This is a genomic window from Nocardia suismassiliense (assembly GCF_900269665.1).
Classification (GTDB): domain Bacteria; phylum Actinomycetota; class Actinomycetes; order Mycobacteriales; family Mycobacteriaceae; genus Nocardia; species Nocardia suismassiliense.
In genome coordinates, this window is sequence record NZ_LT985361.1 from 2,584,693 (window position 1) to 2,603,741 (window position 19,049).

The 19,049-nt window shown below is 67.6% G+C and carries 22 protein-coding genes, 1 other RNA gene and 1 pseudogene; 16 read left to right on the forward strand and 8 right to left on the reverse strand.

Going from position 1 to position 19,049, the window contains the following annotated elements:
- Nucleotides 1-193: 193 nt before the first annotated feature.
- Nucleotides 194-862, reverse strand: a pseudogene (locus DBO33_RS11600) (SURF1 family cytochrome oxidase biogenesis protein); the annotation flags it as partial.
- Nucleotides 862-1,380: a low molecular weight protein-tyrosine-phosphatase gene (locus tag DBO33_RS11605; RefSeq protein ID WP_107655031.1), complete on the reverse strand. Its 519-nt coding sequence runs from the start codon at nt 1,378-1,380 to the stop codon at nt 862-864. The pseudogene DBO33_RS11600 and the gene DBO33_RS11605, both read right to left, overlap by 1 nt.
- A gap of 44 nt (nt 1,381-1,424) precedes the next feature.
- Between DBO33_RS11605 and cobC the strand changes: the two genes are divergently transcribed.
- Nucleotides 1,425-2,465 carry an Rv2231c family pyridoxal phosphate-dependent protein CobC gene (cobC, locus tag DBO33_RS11610; protein ID WP_107655032.1) on the forward strand — a complete coding sequence of 347 codons (1,041 nt, stop codon included), beginning with the start codon at nt 1,425-1,427 and terminating at the stop codon, nt 2,463-2,465.
- Between the two features lie 190 nt (nt 2,466-2,655).
- On the forward strand, nt 2,656-3,777 hold the full coding sequence (locus DBO33_RS11615; protein ID WP_107655033.1) for a Nif3-like dinuclear metal center hexameric protein: 1,122 nt from the start codon (nt 2,656-2,658) through the stop codon (nt 3,775-3,777).
- Nucleotides 3,778-4,223: 446 nt separating this feature from the next.
- Here DBO33_RS11615 and DBO33_RS11620 read toward each other — a convergent pair whose 3' ends face one another.
- On the reverse strand, nt 4,224-4,526 hold the full coding sequence (locus DBO33_RS11620) for a zinc ribbon domain-containing protein (protein WP_107655034.1): 303 nt from the start codon (nt 4,524-4,526) through the stop codon (nt 4,224-4,226).
- Between the two features lie 138 nt (nt 4,527-4,664).
- Between DBO33_RS11620 and DBO33_RS11625 the strand changes: the two genes are divergently transcribed.
- The 4 genes from DBO33_RS11625 to DBO33_RS11640 all read left to right on the forward strand — a co-directional run bounded on the left by DBO33_RS11625 (nt 4,665) and on the right by DBO33_RS11640 (nt 8,504).
- Nucleotides 4,665-5,306, forward strand: a complete 642-nt coding sequence (locus DBO33_RS11625) for a hypothetical protein (protein ID WP_107660184.1) — start codon at nt 4,665-4,667, stop codon at nt 5,304-5,306.
- 116 nt (nt 5,307-5,422) lie between these two features.
- On the forward strand, nt 5,423-6,160 hold the full coding sequence (locus DBO33_RS11630) for a zinc ribbon domain-containing protein (protein ID WP_107655035.1): 738 nt from the start codon (nt 5,423-5,425) through the stop codon (nt 6,158-6,160).
- A gap of 25 nt (nt 6,161-6,185) precedes the next feature.
- Nucleotides 6,186-7,328, forward strand: coding sequence for a bifunctional RNase H/acid phosphatase (locus DBO33_RS11635; RefSeq protein ID WP_107655036.1), 1,143 nt, complete (start codon nt 6,186-6,188; stop codon nt 7,326-7,328).
- A gap of 471 nt (nt 7,329-7,799) precedes the next feature.
- Complete coding sequence (locus DBO33_RS11640; RefSeq protein ID WP_107655037.1) at nt 7,800-8,504, forward strand: S1 family peptidase; 705 nt, start codon at nt 7,800-7,802, stop codon at nt 8,502-8,504.
- On the opposite strand, the gene DBO33_RS11645 is transcribed toward DBO33_RS11640, so the two are convergent.
- Complete coding sequence (locus tag DBO33_RS11645) at nt 8,418-9,338, reverse strand: helix-turn-helix domain-containing protein (RefSeq protein ID WP_107655038.1); 921 nt, start codon at nt 9,336-9,338, stop codon at nt 8,418-8,420. The genes DBO33_RS11640 and DBO33_RS11645 overlap by 87 nt on opposite strands.
- A gap of 130 nt (nt 9,339-9,468) precedes the next feature.
- On the opposite strand from DBO33_RS11645, the gene DBO33_RS11650 reads away from it, so the two are divergent.
- The 5 genes from DBO33_RS11650 to DBO33_RS11670 all read left to right on the forward strand — a co-directional run bounded on the left by DBO33_RS11650 (nt 9,469) and on the right by DBO33_RS11670 (nt 12,488).
- The gene (locus tag DBO33_RS11650; protein ID WP_107655039.1) at nt 9,469-9,876 is read left to right on the forward strand and encodes a hypothetical protein; all 408 of its coding nucleotides are present in this window, start codon (nt 9,469-9,471) and stop codon (nt 9,874-9,876) included.
- A 13-nt stretch (nt 9,877-9,889) separates the two neighbouring features.
- Nucleotides 9,890-10,330: an SgcJ/EcaC family oxidoreductase gene (locus DBO33_RS11655; protein WP_107655040.1), complete on the forward strand. Its 441-nt coding sequence runs from the start codon at nt 9,890-9,892 to the stop codon at nt 10,328-10,330.
- A 98-nt stretch (nt 10,331-10,428) separates the two neighbouring features.
- The gene (locus DBO33_RS11660; protein ID WP_107655041.1) at nt 10,429-10,917 is read left to right on the forward strand and encodes a GNAT family N-acetyltransferase; all 489 of its coding nucleotides are present in this window, start codon (nt 10,429-10,431) and stop codon (nt 10,915-10,917) included.
- A gap of 60 nt (nt 10,918-10,977) precedes the next feature.
- Entirely contained in the window at nt 10,978-12,024 is a 1,047-nt protein-coding gene (locus DBO33_RS11665; protein WP_107655042.1) for a YihY/virulence factor BrkB family protein, read from the forward strand.
- Nucleotides 12,021-12,488 carry a hypothetical protein gene (locus DBO33_RS11670; protein WP_107655043.1) on the forward strand — a complete coding sequence of 156 codons (468 nt, stop codon included), beginning with the start codon at nt 12,021-12,023 and terminating at the stop codon, nt 12,486-12,488. Before DBO33_RS11665 ends, DBO33_RS11670 begins: the two co-directional genes overlap by 4 nt.
- A gap of 249 nt (nt 12,489-12,737) precedes the next feature.
- On the opposite strand, the gene DBO33_RS11675 is transcribed toward DBO33_RS11670, so the two are convergent.
- On the reverse strand, nt 12,738-13,298 hold the full coding sequence (locus tag DBO33_RS11675; RefSeq protein ID WP_199856587.1) for a 2-oxoglutarate/malate transporter: 561 nt from the start codon (nt 13,296-13,298) through the stop codon (nt 12,738-12,740).
- A 40-nt stretch (nt 13,299-13,338) separates the two neighbouring features.
- Between DBO33_RS11675 and DBO33_RS11680 the strand changes: the two genes are divergently transcribed.
- Complete coding sequence (locus DBO33_RS11680) at nt 13,339-13,965, forward strand: TetR/AcrR family transcriptional regulator (RefSeq protein ID WP_107655044.1); 627 nt, start codon at nt 13,339-13,341, stop codon at nt 13,963-13,965.
- A gap of 16 nt (nt 13,966-13,981) precedes the next feature.
- On the opposite strand, the gene DBO33_RS11685 is transcribed toward DBO33_RS11680, so the two are convergent.
- On the reverse strand, nt 13,982-14,500 hold the full coding sequence (locus DBO33_RS11685) for a TrmH family RNA methyltransferase (protein ID WP_107655045.1): 519 nt from the start codon (nt 14,498-14,500) through the stop codon (nt 13,982-13,984).
- 172 nt (nt 14,501-14,672) lie between these two features.
- Entirely contained in the window at nt 14,673-15,560 is an 888-nt protein-coding gene (locus DBO33_RS11690; RefSeq protein ID WP_107655046.1) for an alpha/beta hydrolase, read from the reverse strand.
- Nucleotides 15,561-15,636: 76 nt separating this feature from the next.
- Here DBO33_RS11690 and rnpB point away from each other — a divergent pair.
- From rnpB to DBO33_RS11705, 3 genes are all read left to right on the forward strand, one after another.
- Nucleotides 15,637-16,050: RNase P RNA component class A (gene rnpB, locus DBO33_RS11695), an RNA gene on the forward strand.
- A gap of 198 nt (nt 16,051-16,248) precedes the next feature.
- A complete protein-coding gene (locus DBO33_RS11700) occupies nt 16,249-16,698 on the forward strand; it encodes a hypothetical protein (RefSeq protein ID WP_107655047.1) in 450 nt (149 codons plus the stop codon).
- Nucleotides 16,699-16,800: 102 nt separating this feature from the next.
- Complete coding sequence (locus DBO33_RS11705) at nt 16,801-17,709, forward strand: slipin family protein (protein WP_107655048.1); 909 nt, start codon at nt 16,801-16,803, stop codon at nt 17,707-17,709.
- A 196-nt stretch (nt 17,710-17,905) separates the two neighbouring features.
- On the opposite strand, the gene DBO33_RS11710 is transcribed toward DBO33_RS11705, so the two are convergent.
- Nucleotides 17,906-18,283, reverse strand: a complete 378-nt coding sequence (locus DBO33_RS11710; protein WP_107655049.1) for a hypothetical protein — start codon at nt 18,281-18,283, stop codon at nt 17,906-17,908.
- Nucleotides 18,284-18,711: 428 nt separating this feature from the next.
- Here DBO33_RS11710 and DBO33_RS11715 point away from each other — a divergent pair, with 428 nt between their 5' ends.
- Nucleotides 18,712-19,044 carry a hypothetical protein gene (locus DBO33_RS11715; RefSeq protein ID WP_107655050.1) on the forward strand — a complete coding sequence of 111 codons (333 nt, stop codon included), beginning with the start codon at nt 18,712-18,714 and terminating at the stop codon, nt 19,042-19,044.
- Nucleotides 19,045-19,049: the final 5 nt, after the last annotated feature.

The window sequence follows — 19,049 nt, forward strand, 5'->3', positions numbered from 1 at the left end:
TAGTGCGGCGCTGCCGCACACGATCAATGCGATCGCGCTGAGCGGGCCATACGTGGCCGAACACGGGGTTATGCGCATGATGTTCACCTGGATGGGAGGTACCTCAAATTTCTACTGTTTTTTTTTTTTAATGGTCGGGCGACCGCCGAAGCCGAGAACGTCAGCGTCGTCGGCAGCGTCGGTTGAGTATAAGAGACAGGTAGGGGCCTGCGTCGAGTTGGGGGAGTGGGGTGGGTTTGAAGGCTCCGGGCTGGTTGTCGTCGAGCTGCAGGTAGCCGCCGCGTTCGCCGGTGGGGATCGGGGTCAGCGGTTGCTGCAGGAAGGCGGCTTCCTGGGTGGTGTCGATCGAGTACACCTGCCGGTAGCCGTCTTGGATGGACGGGTCCTTGCCGGGGGTGATGCCTTCGGACATCCGGACCCTGGCTTCGAGGCGTTGCGGTCCGGCGGGCGGGTCGGGGATCGGCGGCGGGCGGGAACCGTCCACCGCGGCGACGAGTCCGCGGTCGATGAGCAGCAGGCGACCGTCGTCCAGCCGGAAGGTGGCGAGCACGGAGTAGCCGGGGGCACCGTCGAGGTGACGCAGCCGGACCAGCACCGTCGAGTCCGGCTGGTAGGCGCCGGAAGCGGTGACCTTGCGCCATTCGGTGTGTGCGTCGTCCGCGCTGGAGCTGTCCAGGACGGTGGTGATGTCGATCGGATCGGCGCGCACCGAGTCGGCGATGAGCTGGTTGCGGTGCGAGGTGCTGGTGTTCTTGCCGAGCTGCCACGGCGCGAGCACCGTGAAGCACAGGTAGGCGAACACGGCGACCACCGCCGCGAGGATCACCCAGCTCGGGCGGAGCAGAAAGGTCAGCCTGCGCATCAGATTCGCCGATCGAGCAGCGGGTCGGGCGGCTGGGCGGGCAGGCCGAGCGCGTCGCGCACCCAGCCGAGCAGGCCGGGCATCGCCGCCTCGATCTGGTCACGGACGAGTTCGAAATCGGCCGTGTCACCGTAGTAGGGGTCGGGCACGTCGGGTCCGTCGGCGGCGGGGTCGAAACTGCGCAGCAGCCTGCGCCGATCCGACGGCACGCCGAGGCGGGCCAGTTCGCGTTCGTGCGAGGTGTCGAGCGCGATCAGCAGGTCGGCGTCGCGGTGGTCGGCGCCGAGGGCCGCGGCGATGTGCCCGGTCGTGTAGCCGTACTTGCGCAAGGTCGCGGTGGTGCGGGTGTCCGCGTCGTCGCCGACGTGCCAGGCACCGGTGCCCGCGCTGCTCACCCGTACCCGATCGGCCAGTCCCGCGCGGGACAGATGCATGGCGAAGATCTTCTCCGCCATCGGAGAACGGCAGATGTTGCCGGTACAGACGAACGAGACGTGCAGCTCACCCACGACAGCCATTCTGGCCGGTCGACCTACGGGCCCGCCACGTAGGGTGTGATCTCGTGTCCGAGGACAGCGTCGATCACGCGAAACTGCGCCACCACGGCGACGTGGACGCACGCCCCGGCATGCTCGACTTCGCGGTGAACGTGCAGGGCAGCGCGCCGCCGGACTGGCTTCGGCAGCGGCTCGCGGCCCGGCTGGACACGCTCGGGCGCTACCCGAGTGCCGAGGAAGATCACACGGCTAGGTCTGCCGTTGCCGCCAGGCACGGGCGCCGATCGGACGAGGTGCTGTTGCTGGCGGGTGCGGCCGAGGGCTTCGCCATGCTGCCGCGGCTCGCACCCCGGCTGGCCGCTGTGCTCCACCCGGCGTTCACCGAACCGGAGCTTGCCCTGCGCGCCGCCGGTGTCGCGGTGACCAGGGTGCTGCTCGCGCCGCCGTACACCCTCGACCCCGCCGCCGTTCCGGCCGACGCCGACCTCGTGGTGCTCGGAAATCCGACCAACCCCACCTCGGTGCTGCACCCGGCCGAAACCATCCGCGCGCTGCGCAGGCCGGGCCGGATCATCGTGGTCGACGAGGCGTTCGCCGACGCGGTGGCGGGGGAGCCCGAATCGCTCGCCGGGTATTCCGCACGCGATGTGCTCGTTCTGCGCAGCCTCACCAAAACCTGGGCGCTCGCCGGACTCCGCTGCGGTTACTTCCTCGGTGCCCCCGAACTGCTCGCACGCCTGAATCACGGCCGAGCCCACTGGCCGCTCGGCACCCTGCAACTGGAGGCGATCACCGCCACTGCCGAGCCGCATGCGGTTGCGGAAGAACAGCAGCGCGCCCAGGCGATCGCCGTCGAACGTGACGCGATGATCGAGCGGCTCACCGAACTGGGCGTTCATGTGCACACGCCGGCCGAGGCGCCGTTCCTGTTGCTCCGCGTTCCAGACGGCGAACTGCTCCGGAAGTACCTGGCGGACAAGGGTATTGCCGTCCGCCGCGCGGACACCTTTCCGGGCCTCGGGCCGAACCATCTCCGCGTCGCAGTGCGGGGCACCGCCGAGGTAGACCAGCTCGTCACCGCCATTCGAACGGCGGACCTCTGGTGAGCACCTCGACCAAGGCGCACCCCCGATTACAGGTGCACAGCCGCACACTTTCTGATGTGGCGCATACGGAATCGCATGCAATTCCGTATGCGCCACATCAGAAAGTGTGCGGCTACCGGGTTGTCCGCCAGCGGAGGTCGGCTCGGGCGGGAATGCGACAGTTCATGGACGGCTCACAGGAGGGTGAACGATGACGACACTGGCGGATCTCATCGAAGTGCTCGACGCGGCATACCCACCGCAGCTGGCGGAGTCGTGGGATTCGGTCGGGCTGGTCGCCGGTGATCCGGCCGACGAGGTCACCCGGGTGCTGTTCGCGGTCGACGCCACCGCGGGCGTGGTCGAGGAGGCGATCGACTGGCGGGCACAGGCTTTGGTGGTGCACCACCCACTGCTGTTGCGCGGCGTCGACACCGTCGCGGCCGACACTGCGAAAGGTGCACTGCTGCACCGGCTCATCCGTTCCGGCTGCGCGTTGTTCACCGCGCACACCAACGCGGACTCCGCCGACCCCGGTGTCTCCGACGCGCTGGCGGCCGCGATCGGCCTGACCGTCACCGGCCCGATCGATGCGAAACCCGAAGCGCCCATCGACAACTGGGTCGTGCAGGTGCCTCCGTCGCACGCCGACGCAGTGCTGTCCGCCTTGTTCATGGCGGGCGCCGGCGGTGATGGCGACTATCGCGACTGCGCACTCCGAGTGCCCGCGGTCGGCCAGTTCCGGCCGATGGCGGAAGCTACCCCGGCGGTCGGTGTGCTCGGTGAACTCCAGCGGGTCGACGAAGAGCGCCTCGAGCTGATCGCACCGCCCGCCGCCCGGGCCGCCATCCTGTCCGCCCTGCGCGCCGCCCACCCCTACGAGGACCCCGCCTACCACATCACCGAACGCGCCTCGCTGCCGTCGACGGTCGGCATCGGCCGCGTCGGCACCTTGCCGGAACCGGAGTCGTTGCGCGCCTTCACCGATCGAGTCGCCGCAGCACTGCCACCGACCGCATGGGGCGTGCGCGCGGCAGGCGACCCGGACCGCTCCATCTACACGGTCGCCGTCTGCGGCGGCGCAGGCGATTCCTACCTGAACGCGGTGGCTCGCCGCGGCGTAGACGCGTACGTCACCGCGGACCTGCGCCATCACCCGGTCGACGAACACCTGCGCAAGGGCGGCCCGGCTTTGGTCGACGCCGCGCACTGGGCGACCGAATTCCCTTGGTGCGCACAGGCGGAACGAGTCGTGCAGGCTGGTCTGCCAGACTTGGAGACGCGTGTCTCGACGCTGCGGACCGACCCGTGGACGGTCAGAGCGCGGAGCTGAGCCGATCAGTAGTCGCGCGGAGCCGAGCCGGTCCGCAGTCGCGTCGAGCCTGGCTGGAGGCAGTCGTGCCGGCCGGGCCGGTCCGCAGTCACGGGGCGAGCTGGTCCGCAGTCGCGCACCACGGCCAAACCTTCACCGCCGCTCAACACCGCGTCGGCCGTGTGCACGTAGGCCCTGGGCAACACTGTGTCAGGCGATCGGGGTTGGCTCTGACCGACCCCGCGGCCGCGCGCGCCGACGCCTTCCGGCCAACGCGAACCGAGATCCGCACCGTATCTAGGGATTTGCACCCGCTGCGGGCGCCCTAGATGGTGCGGATCCCGAGAATTGGTGCGGCTGTTGTCAGTTGCGGTGCTGTGGGGCTGAGCTGATCAGCAATCCGCCGAGCGGTCCGGTCAGTAGTTGCGCCAAGCTGAACACGTCAGCAGACGCCCGAGCTGAGACGATCAGTAGCTCCGCGGCGGTTGTCCGTGCCAGGACGGATCCGCGGGCTGCCCACTGTGCACGTTCTCCGTCTGCGCCCGCCCCGCCAACTCCGTGGCCTGCTGCTTCGTGAGCTTCGACTCGGCACCACACCAGGTGCATTGCAGGGAGTGCTTGGTGCTCAACGGGATCAGTGGCACGAAGAACAGCGTGAATTTGGTGACCAGTTTCCGCAGGATGTGGGCCGCGGGGTTGCCGCAGCTCGTGCACACCATCGTGAGCACGGCGAGCCGATGCGCGTACTGACGCCAACCGAAGATCACCATGGAAAACCCCCGAAGTATTGAACTTTGACCCTATCGACCTTACCGCCGCTTCGGCGTGTCGGCGCGTGTCTACTGGATTGGTCTGTGCGGTCGGTTGTTTCCGCGAGTCGACCGATGATTCAGGGGTACAACTACCGCATGAATTTCCCGGTGAACTTCGGCTTCGTGCAGATCGGGTTGATCTTGATCATCCTGATCGCGATCGCACTGCTCATCTCCGGGCTGCTGCGGGCCCGCCGGGTCGGCTTCCGCGCGCTGATCACGCGCGGCGGCAGCGGGCTGGTGTTGCTGGTGGTCGCGGTGGTGCTGCTCTGGCTGGCGACGTTGATGCAGACCTATCTCGGGTTGACCGGAGAAATCAAAGCGGCGCACGTGGTGGCCAAGGAGGTGGAGGGGCAGGAGCACCTGCTCGACGTCGAACTCACCCTCTACGGCGACGACCAGCACGACGAGCAGCGGCTGAAGTACCAGGTCGAGGGCGACACCTGGGTGCTGCAAGCGGGCATCGTCGAGCTGGAACCGTGGGTGAACGCACTCGGTTTCCACTCCGGATACAAGATCAGCAGGCTGTACGGCCAGCGCTTGGACGGTGTGGCGACCTCGCAGAACCAGATCTTCCTCAACGGTGGCGACCGGGACTTCTTCGATGACATGCGCAAGGGCCGCTGGTGGACCGAGCCGTTCGTGCGCTCGGCCTACGGCAACGCGGTGATCGCGGTGCCCGGTGAGTACGACGTCTTCGTGTCCAGGGACGCCATCAAGACCCGCGCCCCCGCCTGACGCCGGGTAAGCCGGGGCGTCCACACCCCAATTGGTGCGGCGTCGGTCAGCGGGAACAGTCCGGCGGGGTACGGTTGAACACCGACCCATCCACAGCGTCCAGGAGTTTGTCCGCGTTGAATGTCGAACCACCCATCCAGGCCAAGCTGCTACAGCTCGCCGCTGTCGACGCCGAGCTGACGCGGATCGCGCACCGCCGCACCGTGCTGCCCGAACAGCAGGAGGTGGCCCGGCTGGAGGCCGAGCGCAACGCGCACAAGGACGCCGCCGTCGCCGTGCAGATCATGCTCGACGACCTCGACCGCGACATCCGCAAGCTGGAAGGCGAGGTCGACGCCGTCCGTAAGCGCGAGGAGCGCGACAAGGGCATGCTGAGCGCCGGAACGGTGAACGCCAAACAGCTTTCGGAGATCCAGCACGAACTCGGCAGCCTGGAGCGCAGGCGCTCGGTGCTCGAGGACGAGCTGCTCGAGGTGATGGAGAAGCGGGAGGCTTCGGCCGACGACTACCAGCACGCGGGCGCCCGGCTGGACAAGACCGAGCAGGAACTGGCCGACGCGCAAACCCAGCGTGACGAGGCCCTCGCCGATCTCGAGGTGGCACAGGGGCGTTGCGACGCCGACCGGTCCAAGCTGATCTCGCTGTTCCCGGCCGATCTGCTGGCGATCTACGACCGGCAGCGTGGCCAGCACGGTGTCGGCGCGGCGCTGCTGCAGGCCCGCCGCTGTGGCGCGTGCCGGATCGAACTGGATCGCGGCGAGATCGCCCGGATCGCGAAGACCGCCCCCGAACTGGTGGTGCGGTGCCCCGAGTGCGGCGCGATCCTGGTGCGTACCAAGGAATCGGGGCTGTGACCGCTCGACCGGCGCGGGCAGCGCGGTGACCGAGCGCGAGGTGATCGTCGAGGCCGACGGCGGTTCCCGGGGTAATCCGGGACCGGCGGGCTACGGCGCGGTCGTCTTCGCCGCCGATCATGTGCGGGTGCTCGCCGAACGTCGTGAGTTCATCGGCATCGCGACCAACAATGTCGCCGAATACCGTGGCCTGGTCGCGGGTTTGGAGGCGGCGGCCGAACTCGGCGCCAGCGTCGTCGCGGTGCGGATGGACTCCAAACTGGTCGTCGAGCAGATGTCGGGCCGCTGGAAGATCAAGCACGCGGCTATGATTCCGCTCGCCGACCGGGCGCGCAGGCTGGTCGCGGGTTTCGAGCGGGTGAGTTTCACCTGGATTCCACGGGCCGAGAATTCGCATGCCGACCGGCTCGCCAACGAGGCGATGGACGACGCCACCCTGGTGGACGAGGTGCGCACCGCCCGCGAGGCGGAAAAGCCCACGGCCGCACCGGTTGCCGAGGACCCGGTGGTTCCGGCCGTCGCGGCGCAACCCGCGCCGGGCTGGACCGGTGCCACCGGTCGCCCGACGCGACTGCTGCTGTTGCGCCACGGTCAGACCGAACTGTCTGTGCAACGGCGCTATTCGGGTCGCGGCAACCCGCCGCTCACCGAGCTCGGCCGCGAGCAGGCCGCGCGTGCCGCGAAAATGCTTGCGGCCAAAGGCGGTATCTCCGCCGTGCTGTCCTCGCCGCTGAGCCGGGCCCGTGACACGGCCGAGGCCGCGGCCACCGCACTGGACGCACCGCTCACCGTGCTGGATGGCCTGATCGAGACCGACTTCGGCGAGTGGGAGGGTCTGACCTTCCTGGAGGCGGCCGAACGCGACCCGGAACTGCACGCCCGCTGGCTCGGCGACGCGTCGCTGCCCGCGCCCGGTGGGGAGAGCTTCGACCAGGTCCGCGAGCGGGTCGACGCGGTCCGGCGTGATCTGGTCGGCTTGTATCCCGGGGCGAACCTGGTCGTGGTCAGTCATGTCACGCCGATCAAGACGCTGCTCCAGTTGGCGCTCGGGGTCGGGCCGTCGCTGCTGTACCGGTTGCATCTGGATCTGGCGTCGCTGTCGATCGCGGAGTTCTATCCGGACGGCGGCTCGTCCGTGCGTCTGGTGAACGACACCTCGTACCTGTAGCAACTGTTCATCCGCCCGTCGCCGGAAGCTCGGCGGCGGTCATCCTGTGCTGCCATCATCTGCCACAGCAGGTCGGATATCGCGCGTCGGGATAGTTCCGTTCGGATTCGCGGTGCGGCGGTTGGCGGCGTATAACAGTTGAGTCTCGTCGGTCGGGCAATTCGGCCGCAGCTGGGTGTGGGTGAGGGTGAAAGTCAGTTCGGGCGAACACTTTTCAGAGCCGCCACGAAACCGTGTGGTTCAGGTCTCAATCGCGTCCGTACTGTGGCGCGGCGCACAGGTCTGTTGCGGACCGGCCCGCCCGTGTCGATGCTGAGTCGACCAGCAGGTACCCAGCGTCGATCCAGTTCCGCTGCGCAGGCGTTTCCGCTTGCTGATACGGCGACCGCAGATTGTGTCGGGGGCGGTTCCCTCCCCGGTCCGGGCGAGCACGGCGATAGTCGCGTGCTCGCTTTTTCGAAAAGGAGAGAAGTGACAACAAAACTCAGATCGCTGGCAGCCGCGACGGCCGCCGTCGCATCGGTGATCGCCGGTGCCGCGGGTACCGCGTCGGCCGCGCCCAGTGCCGTGCTCGGCGGCAGCTCGGGCATCGCGTTCGAGAACAACTCGGTGTGTTCGCTGACCGCGATCGGGCACGACAACGCGGGCCGGCTCGTCGGCATCACCGCGGGTCACTGCGCGCCCACCGGTGCCCGGCTGATCGCCGAGCAGACGCCGGATGCCGGAGTTATCGGTAAGGTCGCGTTCTCCGATGACGGCAAAGGACTGGACTACGCTGTCCTGGAACTCAATCCGGAGCGGGTGACCCCGGTGCGCAGCGTCGGCCCGACCACCATCGCGGGCCTCGGTGACGCGCCGGGTCCCGGTGCCACGGTGTGCTCGAGCGGCCGCTCCAGTGGTTCGGACTGCGGTGTCGTGTGGGGCGAGCTGGACGGCACCACCATCAACCAATACTGCTCGAAGCCGGGCGATTCCGGCGGCCCGGTGGTCGTGGGTGATCGGCTGGTCGGCATGAACCAGGGGCGGCTCACCGGCATCGGTCCGGTCGGCTTCGACGTGCCGTGCACCACGGCCGCCAACCCGCTGCACTCACCTGCGTTCTTCCAGCCGATCGTGGTGATCCTCGCCGCCATCAACGCCCAGGGCGGCGTCGGGGCCGGCTTCCAGCCGATCTAGTTCAGCTCGTTCGGAATTCGCCGCGGCCGCCAGCTCACGCAGCGCGGCCGCGGTGAATTCGTCCAGCGGGTAGAACAATTCGATCGCCAGCTCGGACAGGGTCACATCGGCCGGTGCGCCGAAAGTCGCCATCGTGCTGAACATCGACATCTCGCCCATCGGCGTGCGGATCCGGATCGGCACCTCGAACGGGCTCGGCTGTGCCGCATCGACTTTCGGCTCGCCCGACGGATCGGGTAGTCGCGGATAACGGCGCACCTCGTCGTACAGCGCCGTCAGCTGCGGGTCGCCACTCGCGCCGACCTGCCGGGCGAGGCGCTCCAGGAATAACTCCCGGACCTGACTCAGGTTGGCGAGCCGTGCGGCCAGCCCCTCCGGATGCAGCACCAGGCGATACACATTCGGCCGCGTCAGCAGCAAGTGTTCCGGAATCCCTTGCAGCAGAACGCCCATCGCCGCGTTGCCGGTGACCACATTCCACAGCCGGTCGACGACCACTGCCGGATACGGTTCGTGCGCGGTCAGCATCGTCGTCAGCGCGGCCCGCACCGAGGTCAGGCTCACGTCGTCGAGGTTGCTCTCCCGGTAGGCGGGCGCGTAGTCGGCGGCGAGCAGCAGGGTGTTGCGTTCGCGCAGCGGCACCTCCAGCGCCTCGCTCAGGCGCAGCACCATCGCCCGGCTCAGTTTGGCGCGCCCGGTCTCCACATACGACAGATGCCGGGCCGAGGTGTCCGCCGCCAGCGCCAGGTCGAGCTGGCTGAGCCTGCGCCGCTGCCGCCATTCGCGCAGCAGCACGCCGACCCTCGGTCGAGTTTCCCACTGAGTTTGTGCCACCTGAGCAGGCTAATCACCGCTCACGTCGCTCAGCCATGACCTCTGAGGTCATTGAGACGCTCACCTCACGTCGGCAAGGTGAGGGCCGGGAGCCGATCGGCTCCGTCGACTCGACCCACCGGAGCAGAACATGAGCACGGGCTACCTGACCACCCAGCCGAGTATCGATTACTTGCGCACCGCGCTGCGTGTGGACGGCTGGAGCACCGGCGCCTTCGGGGCGGTGATGCTGGCCGGTGCGGCTGTCCTGCGTGATCCGCTCGGCCTGCCCACGGCCTGGTCGATACCGTTCGGCGTCGCCATGCTCGGCGGTGCGCTCGCGTTGCTGCTCATCGCGGGGTCGTTGGAGATCCCGTTTCACCAGGCCTGCGCCGTTGTCGCGGTGAACGCGGCATCCGCGATCGGGATGGTGGTTCTCGCGCTGTCCGGCTTGATCGACCTCACCGGCCTCGGCATCGCATTCCTGTTCGTCGGTGCGACGGTGGTCGCGGTTTTCGCCGCGGTGGAGTTCGTCGGCGTGCGCCGGGCCGGCTACTGAAGGGATTGCTCCGATGCCGACTTCGAACTCCGATCCCGGCTCCGCCGACGAGGCGGAGCTCTCGCGCCTTCTGGCCGCCCACGCCGCCGCGTGGGCCGCCGGTGACGGTGCGGCCTTTGCAGCCACCTTTACGCCCGACGCAGACTTCGTCTCGGTGATCGGCGAATTCATCCGTGGCAGAGCGGAACTCGCCGCGGTGATGCAGGAAGGCTTCGACGGATTCATGAAGGGGACGCGACTCTCCGATCCGGAAACCACCACGATCCGGTTTCCGACGCCGGACGTCGCGGTCATGGTGACCAGCGGGGTCTGTGTACTGCGGCCCGGTATGGACGGTTGCCGACCCGAAGACCCGTCCGTGCAGACCAGAGTCGCGGTCCGGTGCGCGGGAGAGTGGTTGTTCACGACATTTCAGAACACCCGGATCAGGCTGGGCGGACCGAGCGCGGATTGAGTTGTGTGCGCACTAGCTAGTTCAAGCAGCATGTCCGGGTCGCTGGACTGGGCAAAAGGGTTTGCGCCACCGGTTGCGGGGCGGGTATCCATTCGAGCATGAACCTGTCGACGATCGACCTCCGGCTGTTGAGCGCCGATGAGTGGGAGGTGTTCCGGCGGGTTCGGTTGCGGGCGCTGGCGGACACTCCGCAGTTCTTCGGATCGACGCTGGCGGAGGCGCAGGCGCGCACCGAGGCGGACTGGCGGGCCGCGTTGACGGATCGGGCGCAGTTCGTCGCCAGTGCGGACGGGGTCGAGCTCGGCACCGTCGGCGGTATACCGGACCCCGAACGCGGTGGCATCCATCTGATTTCGATGTGGGTGGCGCCCGAGGCACGCGGCACCGGGGTGGCGGATCTGCTCGTGCGCGCGGTCCTCGACTGGGCCGCCGCGGGCGGACACACCGAGGTGCGGCTGGAGTTCGCCGACGGAAACGTGCCGGCCGAACGGCTGTATCTGCGTAACGGATTCGTGCGAACCGGGGTCAGTGACTTCGTCCGGCCGGGTGAGCCGACGCTGGAATACGAGATGGTGCACAAGCTTTAGCGCGCCGAGTTTGCCTGCGCGACCCCCGGGTATTCGCTCCCCGATCGAGAGGTGACGGGCATGGCGAAGCAGGGCGTGGCGCGGCGCGCACACCGTCTGGTGGATTGGTCGAGCGGGCCGTCGGTGCTGAACTGGCGGTCGTGGTGGGGGGTCCTGCGGCGGACCGTGACCGAATTCCTGGACGACAATGTCACGGATTGGGCTGCGGCACTTACCTATTACAGCGTGCTGTCGATATTCCCGGGGCTGATCGTGCTCACCGCGTTGCTCGGGGCGCTCAGTCCGTCCGCCACGCAATCGCTGATCGACACCATTCAAGAGCTCGGACCGAGCAGCGGCACCGCCCTGCTGGTCGACGCGATCAAACAGCTACAAGGGTCACGACAATTGGTGGGGCCGTTGGCCCTTATCGGGCTCGGCACCGCGCTGTGGACGGCATCGGGGTATATCGCGGCCTTCATGCGTGCCTCCAATGCCATCTATGACGTCGAAGAGGGCAGGCCGATCTGGAAGACCATTCCGGTGCGTGTCGGGCTGACCGCCGCGATGGTGGTGTTGCTCGCGCTGTGCCTGATCGGCGTGGTGGCGACGGGTGGCATCGCCGACCGAATCGGGCAATGGCTCGGTGTCGGATCGGCCGGTGTGCTGGTGTGGGACATCGCGAAATGGCCGGTGCTCGCGGTACTGATCAGTCTGGCGTTCGCGTTGCTGTACTGGGCCGCACCCAACGCGCAGCAACCCGGCTTCCGCTGGCTGAGCCCCGGCAGTGTGCTCGCCGTGCTGCTGTGGGTAGCCGCCTCCGCCGGTTTCGCCGTCTACGTCGCCAATTTCGGTTCCTACAACAAGGTCTACGGCTCGCTCGGCGGCGTCGCCGTCTTCCTGGTGTGGTTGTGGCTGTCCAACGTCGCGGTTTTGCTCGGCGCGGAATTCGATGCCGAACTGGCCCGCGGCCGTCGCATCGAACAGGGCCTGCCGCCCGACCAGGAGCCTTTCCTGCCGCCACGCGACACCCGCGCGATGTCCGACGACGAGCGCGACGCCGCCGACACACACGGGGCAGCAACCACGTCAGCCGACGACTCCGCCGCTGACAGGAGGAAATCATGACCCAGGGAGACCATCCGGACCACGAGACCGACAAGTTCCACGAGGTAGCCGACGCGGCCCGCGAGAAAGCCACCGAAGCCGAACGCCTCGCCGCCGAGAAAGCCGCGGAAGTCCGCCGGATCGCCGAACAGAAAGCCGCCGAAGTAGCCCGCCGGGCACAAGAACAGGCCGCCCAAGCAGCCCGCGACACCGAAGCCGCCAATGCGGCAGCGGAGCGGGAGGCCGCGGAAAGGGCAGCGGAAGCAAAGAAAAAGGCCGCTGAGGCGATCCAGCAGGCCGCCCAGCGAACCGGTGAGGCGACAGAACGCGCCCGCGTCGCCACCGACAAGGTCAGCCCCACGGACCCCGAACCCGTTGCGGGACAAGGCCACCGCCTAGCCGAAGCCGCCCGCCGCCAGCCCATCCCCGCCGCACTGGCCGCGCTGGCCGCATTCATCCTCTGGCGGATTCTGCGCCGCCGCTGATACACACCGTTTTTGGCAGCCGCACACCCAGTACACCGGGTGTTCGGCTGCCAAAAACTGTGTGCGGTTTGGGATTCAGGCGGTGGTGAGGTGGTTGCTGGGTCGGGTGGGCAGGCGGAGGAGGGTGATGCCGNACATACGATGCCAGTGACGGCCACATAAGAGTCGACGAACAAGATGTCACGGTTGCCTGACGATCGCTAACAGGAGTAGAGCACATGTGAAGAATATGGTATGAGAGTGGTGGTTCTATATGGATAAGGAGTAAAGCGATCTAGGCCGGTAGGACATGGGAGTCAGAGTCAGAGGTGTATAAGAGAGGGGGTCGACGAGGGACAGGCCGAGTAGGGCGGTGGCGAGGAAGGTGCCGTTGAGGACGAATAGGGCGTTGTGAAATGCCCAGAGGCCGGCGGTGGCGGTGGGGGTGTGGTCGGGGGTGGCGCTGAGTGCGAGGCGGATGGCTACGGCGCAGAGGAAGGTGGCGTTCTGTAGGAGGATGCCGGCGAAGCCGACCAGTGACCAGGCCGAGCCGGTGGCGCGCTCGCGCGGCCAGATGGTGGCTACGGCGGCGGCGCCGAACACGGTGGCGCATATCCAGGCGGCTGGTGTCAGGGCCGAAGAGAGTTGGGCGAGGCCGGCTTTTGTGGTGAAGAAGGTGTTGACGTCGCTGATGTCGGCGCCGACTGGGGGCATGCCTGCGGGTTCCAGGATCAGGTTCGCGCCGACGATGATCAGTGCGAAGCCGAGGCCGGCGAGGCCGCCGATCCGGGAGAACGGCCAGGTGGTTACGTTCTCTGTCTTATCTGTCATATATTGAATATAAGCAGCGAAAAACGAAAGAGGAACCCCTGTGACCGAAGAACCGGCTCGACGCCGCTACGACTCGCTGCGCCGCACCGCGCAGGCGCAGCAGACCAGCGCCGAAATCGCCCGCGCGGCAAGAGCTTTGTTCGTCGCCAAGGGCTGGGCGGCCACCACGGTGCGTGACGTGGCGCGCGAAGCCGGCGTCTCGGTGCCGACCGTCTACGCGGCCTACGGCAACAAGAACGGCCTGACCTGGGCGCTGGCCGATGCCGCCGATCTGTCCGCCGACATATCCCGCTTGCTCGCCGACCTCGAGGCCGCCCCCGAACCACCCCGGCAACTTGCCGCGATGACCGCCTACGACCGCCGGCTGTTCGAGCGCGCGGGCGAGGTGATCGTGCTGCTGCGCGAGGCGGGACGCACGGAACCCGAACTGGCACAGGCCTACCGCGACGCCCGCATCCGTGCCGACGATGCCCACCGTCAAGTCCTGTCGGCCTGGCCGGCGGGGACTTTGCGCCTGGACCTCCCCACCGCCCTCGACGTCTACGCCGCGATCTGCAACATCGACGTCTACACCGAACTCACCATCGAACGCGGCTGGTCACCGGAGCGAGTCGAAAAGTGGTGGGCCGATGTGGTGACTCGCGAACTCCTCGGCGAAACACGCTGAACGCAAAGCGCTTCCGTCAACACAGACCCGCCAGTTTGTACAACACCAGCGACCCCGCCACGGCGACGTTGAGGCTGTGCCCGGTGCCGACCATCGGAATCTCCACGGCGACGTCGAGCAGCTCCAGGCCCTCCGCCGGGATGCCGGTCGATTCGTGCCCGAGCACGATGACGGTCCGGCGCCGGGCGACGGGAAGGTCGGCCAGCCGGATGGATTCGTCGGTGAGTTCGACCCCGACAATGGCGGATCCGCCGCTGCGCTGGCGCGCCAGCCACCGGTCGACGCGACCGTTGATCCAGTGCACGCATTGGGGTTTCCGGAGGGTGTTCCCGTGGGCGAGCGCGTCGGGAATCCACGGCAGGCGCGGTACCGCCATGCACGCGCCGACGGCGTCACAGGTGCGCAGCATCGTCCCGAGGTTGACGCCGTGCTTCGGCCACAGCGGCGCGACAATCAAATGATTCCAGCAGCCGTGCGCGCGTTGCCTGCGTTGGCGGCGCAGGTCGGGGCGGGACTTGACCCGCGCGGCGGTCACCGGCGGACGGGAAGGGCCTTCCCGAGAATATGTTTCATAGAAGTGATGCTTCGCGGCGCACCGGGGCCATCGTCGACGACAAGAGACGTGAGCTGATTCTTACGATACGGCACCGTCTTACACAGCCGGATACCGAGCGATTGTCGGCGACGTACGAGCCGCCGACCACCCCCTACGGCCGCAGGATCGAGACCAGGAATTCGGTCTGGTCGTACACCGCCTTCTCGAACACGTCATCGAAGTAGATGTCGAAGTGCCCCACCGGATAACGCTTCACCACCGCGTGTTTGGTTCGCTCCGCCGCCCGCAACGCGGACTTGATCGGAGTGATCGAGTCGTTGTCGCACAACGCGTAGAGCACCGGCATCTTCAACGACTTGGCCCGCTTGCCCGGCGAATCGAACAGCGCCGAAAACGCCACGCGGGCAGCGACCTTCGGCTTGTAGTGTTCGCTCTCCTCGGCCAGCCTGCCGTTGCCCTCGGGCACGTCGGCGGCGCTCATCAAGGCCGCCGTCCGCTGCCGCCCGGCCAACCGGATGCCGACGTGCTTGCGCCGGATCGGTCCGACCAGCAGATCGGTGGCGGCGATGGCGGTCACCTTGGTCATGCTGATCGGCCCCTTCGCCAACGCGCACGCCAGCCCGCTGGTGAACGGCACCTGCGCGACCACCGCGGCCAGGTAGTCGTCGTCCGGCGCGACCGCGAGCACGTGCCCACCGCTGAACGAGGTGCCCCACAACGCGATCCGGGTCGCGTCGACCCCGCGGATGGTGCGCGCGTAGGCGATGGCCGAACGCCAGTCTTCCCGCTGGCGCCCGATCCGGATCACCTGGCGTGGCTCGCCTTGGCTGGCACCGAAATGCCGGTAGTCGAATACCAGGACCGCCATGCCCGCAGCGGCGAAGCGCCGCGCGTACCGGTCGAGTCCCATCTCTCTGTTCGCCCCCAGGCCGTGTCCCATGATGACGAGCGGGCGGGGCTTCGGCGCACCATCCGGACGGTAAAGCCAGGCGGCGCACTGCTCGCTTCCGGAGGGGAAGCCGACCTCGACACGTTCCATGGCACCCAACCGTACTGCGTCGGCGGGGCCCGCCCCCTGGGGGGGTGCGCGGCGACCAGTACTCTGGTACGGCGGACGAGTTGGCCGGGCGACCGCGGCATCGGGAACGGGCACGGTTGTGCCGCCGCCCGGAGCCGAGGAAAGTCCGGACTCCACAGAGCAGGGCGGTTGCTAACGGCAACCCGGGGTGACCCGCGGGACAGTGCCACAGAAAACAGACCGCCCACGGCCTGCGGGCCGTGTGGTGAGGGTGAAACGGTGCGGTAAGAGCGCACCAGCGCCCCGGGTGACCGGGGCGGCTTGGTAAACCCCGCCCGGAGCAAGGTCAAAGGTCGCATCGTTCGCGGTGCGGCTGCGCAGGTGTTCGAGGGCTGCTCGCCCGAGCCTGCGGGTGGACCGCTCGAGGCACCCGGCGACGGTGTGTCCAGATGGATGGTCGCCCCCCGGTGCGAACCGGGGACAGGATCCGGCTTACAGGCCAACTCGTCCGCCCTGCCGGATCCCGCGACGCCGGTGGTCGCCGGGCGAACACCACGTGAACGGCTGAGATCCATGCTGTAGCCGAAGGATTGGCCCGCCCGGGACGGGCGCGATACCAGTACATTGTCGGTCGAGGTTTTGTGCGGCATGTCCGAATCCGGGCCGCCGCAGGATCGACTGCAAGGAGATCGTCATCAACGTTCACACCATGCTGCGCCGCGCGGGAATCCTCGCCTACGCAACAGCTCTGGCCACGGTGGCCTGCGCGGGTGTCGCAGGAGCGGATCCAACGACCACCGCTCCCACGCCACCACCACCGCCGCCCAGCAACATCGACATCACCGCCGCCACGGTGAACGGCAGCGATGTGGATATCTCGGTGACCTACAGCTGTGAGCCGCAGAGCAAGGCGGTGACGTTGCAGGTATTCGTGCGCGGCACCGCGGAAGGCGCGGAACAGACGGTGGGCGCCAAGACCAAGGCGACCTGCGACGAGCAACGCCAGACCGCCCCCCTCACCGCCACGAAAATCCCCGAGTCCGAACCGTTCACACCCGCCGCGGGCCAGCAGGTGCGGGTCATCGGCACCTTGGTCGCCGGCGACAACGAACAGAGCCTCGAAGGTGGCACTGCCATCAAGCGCCTGATCGTCAAGTAGGCAGTCCGGGACGGCCCCGCGGTGCCATCATGGAGGTAGCCGCGGGGCCGGAGCGCCCAGGCGCCCGCTCCTGTTGCACACGGGCGTGATTCGGGGCCAGGCATGGAAACTCTGGTTGTTCTCGGCAGTCTGTTAGGAGCGGGTGGGATCGGTGTGCTCACCGCCGCGAGCGCGCGCGTGGTCGCGCAATACGAACGGGGGCTGATCTTTCGATTCGGGCGGGTGGTCGCGACGCGAGATCCCGGGCTGCGCTGGCTGATTCCGTTCGTGGACCGGATGCGCAAGGTCTCGATGCAGATCGTCACCCTGCCGGTGCCCGCGCAGGAGGGCATCACGCGCGACAACGTGACGGTGCGGGTGGACGCCGTCGTGTACTTCCGGGTGTTCGACCCGGTGCTCGCGGTGGTGGAGGTGCAGAACTATCTGTTCGCCGTCGGACAGGTGGCGCAGACGTCGTTGCGCTCGATCATCGGCAAGAGCGATCTGGACAGCCTGTTGTCCAATCGGGAGGAGCTGAACAAGGGCCTGGAGATCATGATCGACAGTCCGGCGCTCGGCTGGGGCGTGCACATCGACCGGGTGGAGATCAAGGATGTGGCACTGCCGGATTCGCTGAAACGCTCGATGTCGCGGCAGGCCGAGGCGGAACGGGAACGCCGCGCCAGGGTGATCTCCGCCGAGGGCGAGTTGCAGGCGTCGAAGATGCTGGCGCAGGCGGGCGCGCAGATGTCGGAGTCGCCCGCGGCGCTGCAGCTGCGGTTGCTGGAAACCGTCGTTCAGGTTGCGGCGGAAAAGAATTCGACCCTGGTGCTGCCGTTCCCGGTGGAGTTGCTGCGCTTCCTGGAGCGCAGCACGGCACCGGCCGCCGCGCCCACTCCGTCGACAACCGACCACGCCGCAGTCGCCGAACCGGACGACAAGCCCGCTGCGATAGCCGCGAGCGAGCAACCGAAGCAACTGGATCCGCCGGACGAATCATCGACGGCGGAGGCAAACAGCCCACGCGAGTAACCCGACCGGCGTATACCGATACGGGTACAGCCGACGCCGATTGCGGCGGCGCCGTACGACCCGCACCGGTAGCACAACGTAAGGACCGGACCGATGTCCGTGCTCATTCCCGTCATCGCCATCATCAGCATGATCACGATCGGCTACGTGCTGAAATACCTGCCCGGCTATCTGCCGTGGCTGAAGCAGCGGTAGCTCAGCACATCATCCTGGCCATCTGGTGGATGGCCTTCGCCTCCTCGGTGGTCGCCTCGACCTTGCCGGAGGCGCGCTTGGTGATGCTCTTGACGACCTCGTCTTCGGGCTTGCCCGCCTTGATCTCCTTGCAGGTGTCGCTGAGGATGTTGGCGATCTTCGTATCGTCCTTGCCGTCGGCCAGTTTCGGGAACGCGCCGCGGAAGCTGACGACGAACGCGCCTGCCTTGACGTTGTCGACGACCTGGGCATCGCCGCTGGACTGCGCGGCGGAAGTGGCAGCGGGGGTGGCACTGCTGGCTTTGTCGTCCCCACAGCCGGTGAGCAGTAGGGCACAGAGGGTGGCGCTGGCCGCGAGAGCGGCGGTAGTTCTGATCACGGAGCGGGATGCTAGCGGTCCGGAACCAAAGTCGCCTCCCGTCCGGTGAACGGGAGGCGACAGGTTGTGGCAGAAGACTTGTGGTCAGACCGGTGCAATGACGAAGACCTGGGCCCAATACGCTGCCTGATCCGACCCGATGAGGGGGACCAGGTAGTCGAACAGAATCGATGACATAGCTGTGGAACTCCCAATTGTCGACGTACGGGACATTTCGGAATGTGCGGGCAAAGTGTGAGACCCGCTACGGCGGCCCACGTTAGCAGCCACGTCGCGGGGCTGCCCGATAGGCGAACTCGCCGCGCGTACCCGCCGCTAACTAGCCGGACCGTGATCGACGTCATAAAGTAGTGCGCGTTGGCACGGCCCGTTGCGTGGCCGCAACGAGCCCTTCACACTTCGAATGCGGGAAAGCAGGTCTCAACTTTATGCGGATTGTTCGCTCACTGGTCGCCGGCGCGTTGATCGCCGGGGCTGCTTCGGTTTTCGCCATGATGGGTGCCGGGTCCGCCGGTGCCGTAGCGGTGACGCCGCTGCCGGGTGGGGTGCAGGTCGACCTCAGCCCGGCTGACACGGTCTGGGTGGCCCAGAACCGTTTCGGACAGACCCTGGCGGGTCTGCCCCATCCTTCGGCTCCTTCGTTCGGCCAGGCGCTGGACGCGGCGGCCGCAGTGTCGGCGTCGGTCCCGGGCGGACATGTCACCTTCACCGTGTACGGGCCGCTCGATTCGTTGAACGGCACCATGTTGGCGCTGCAGTAGGTCTG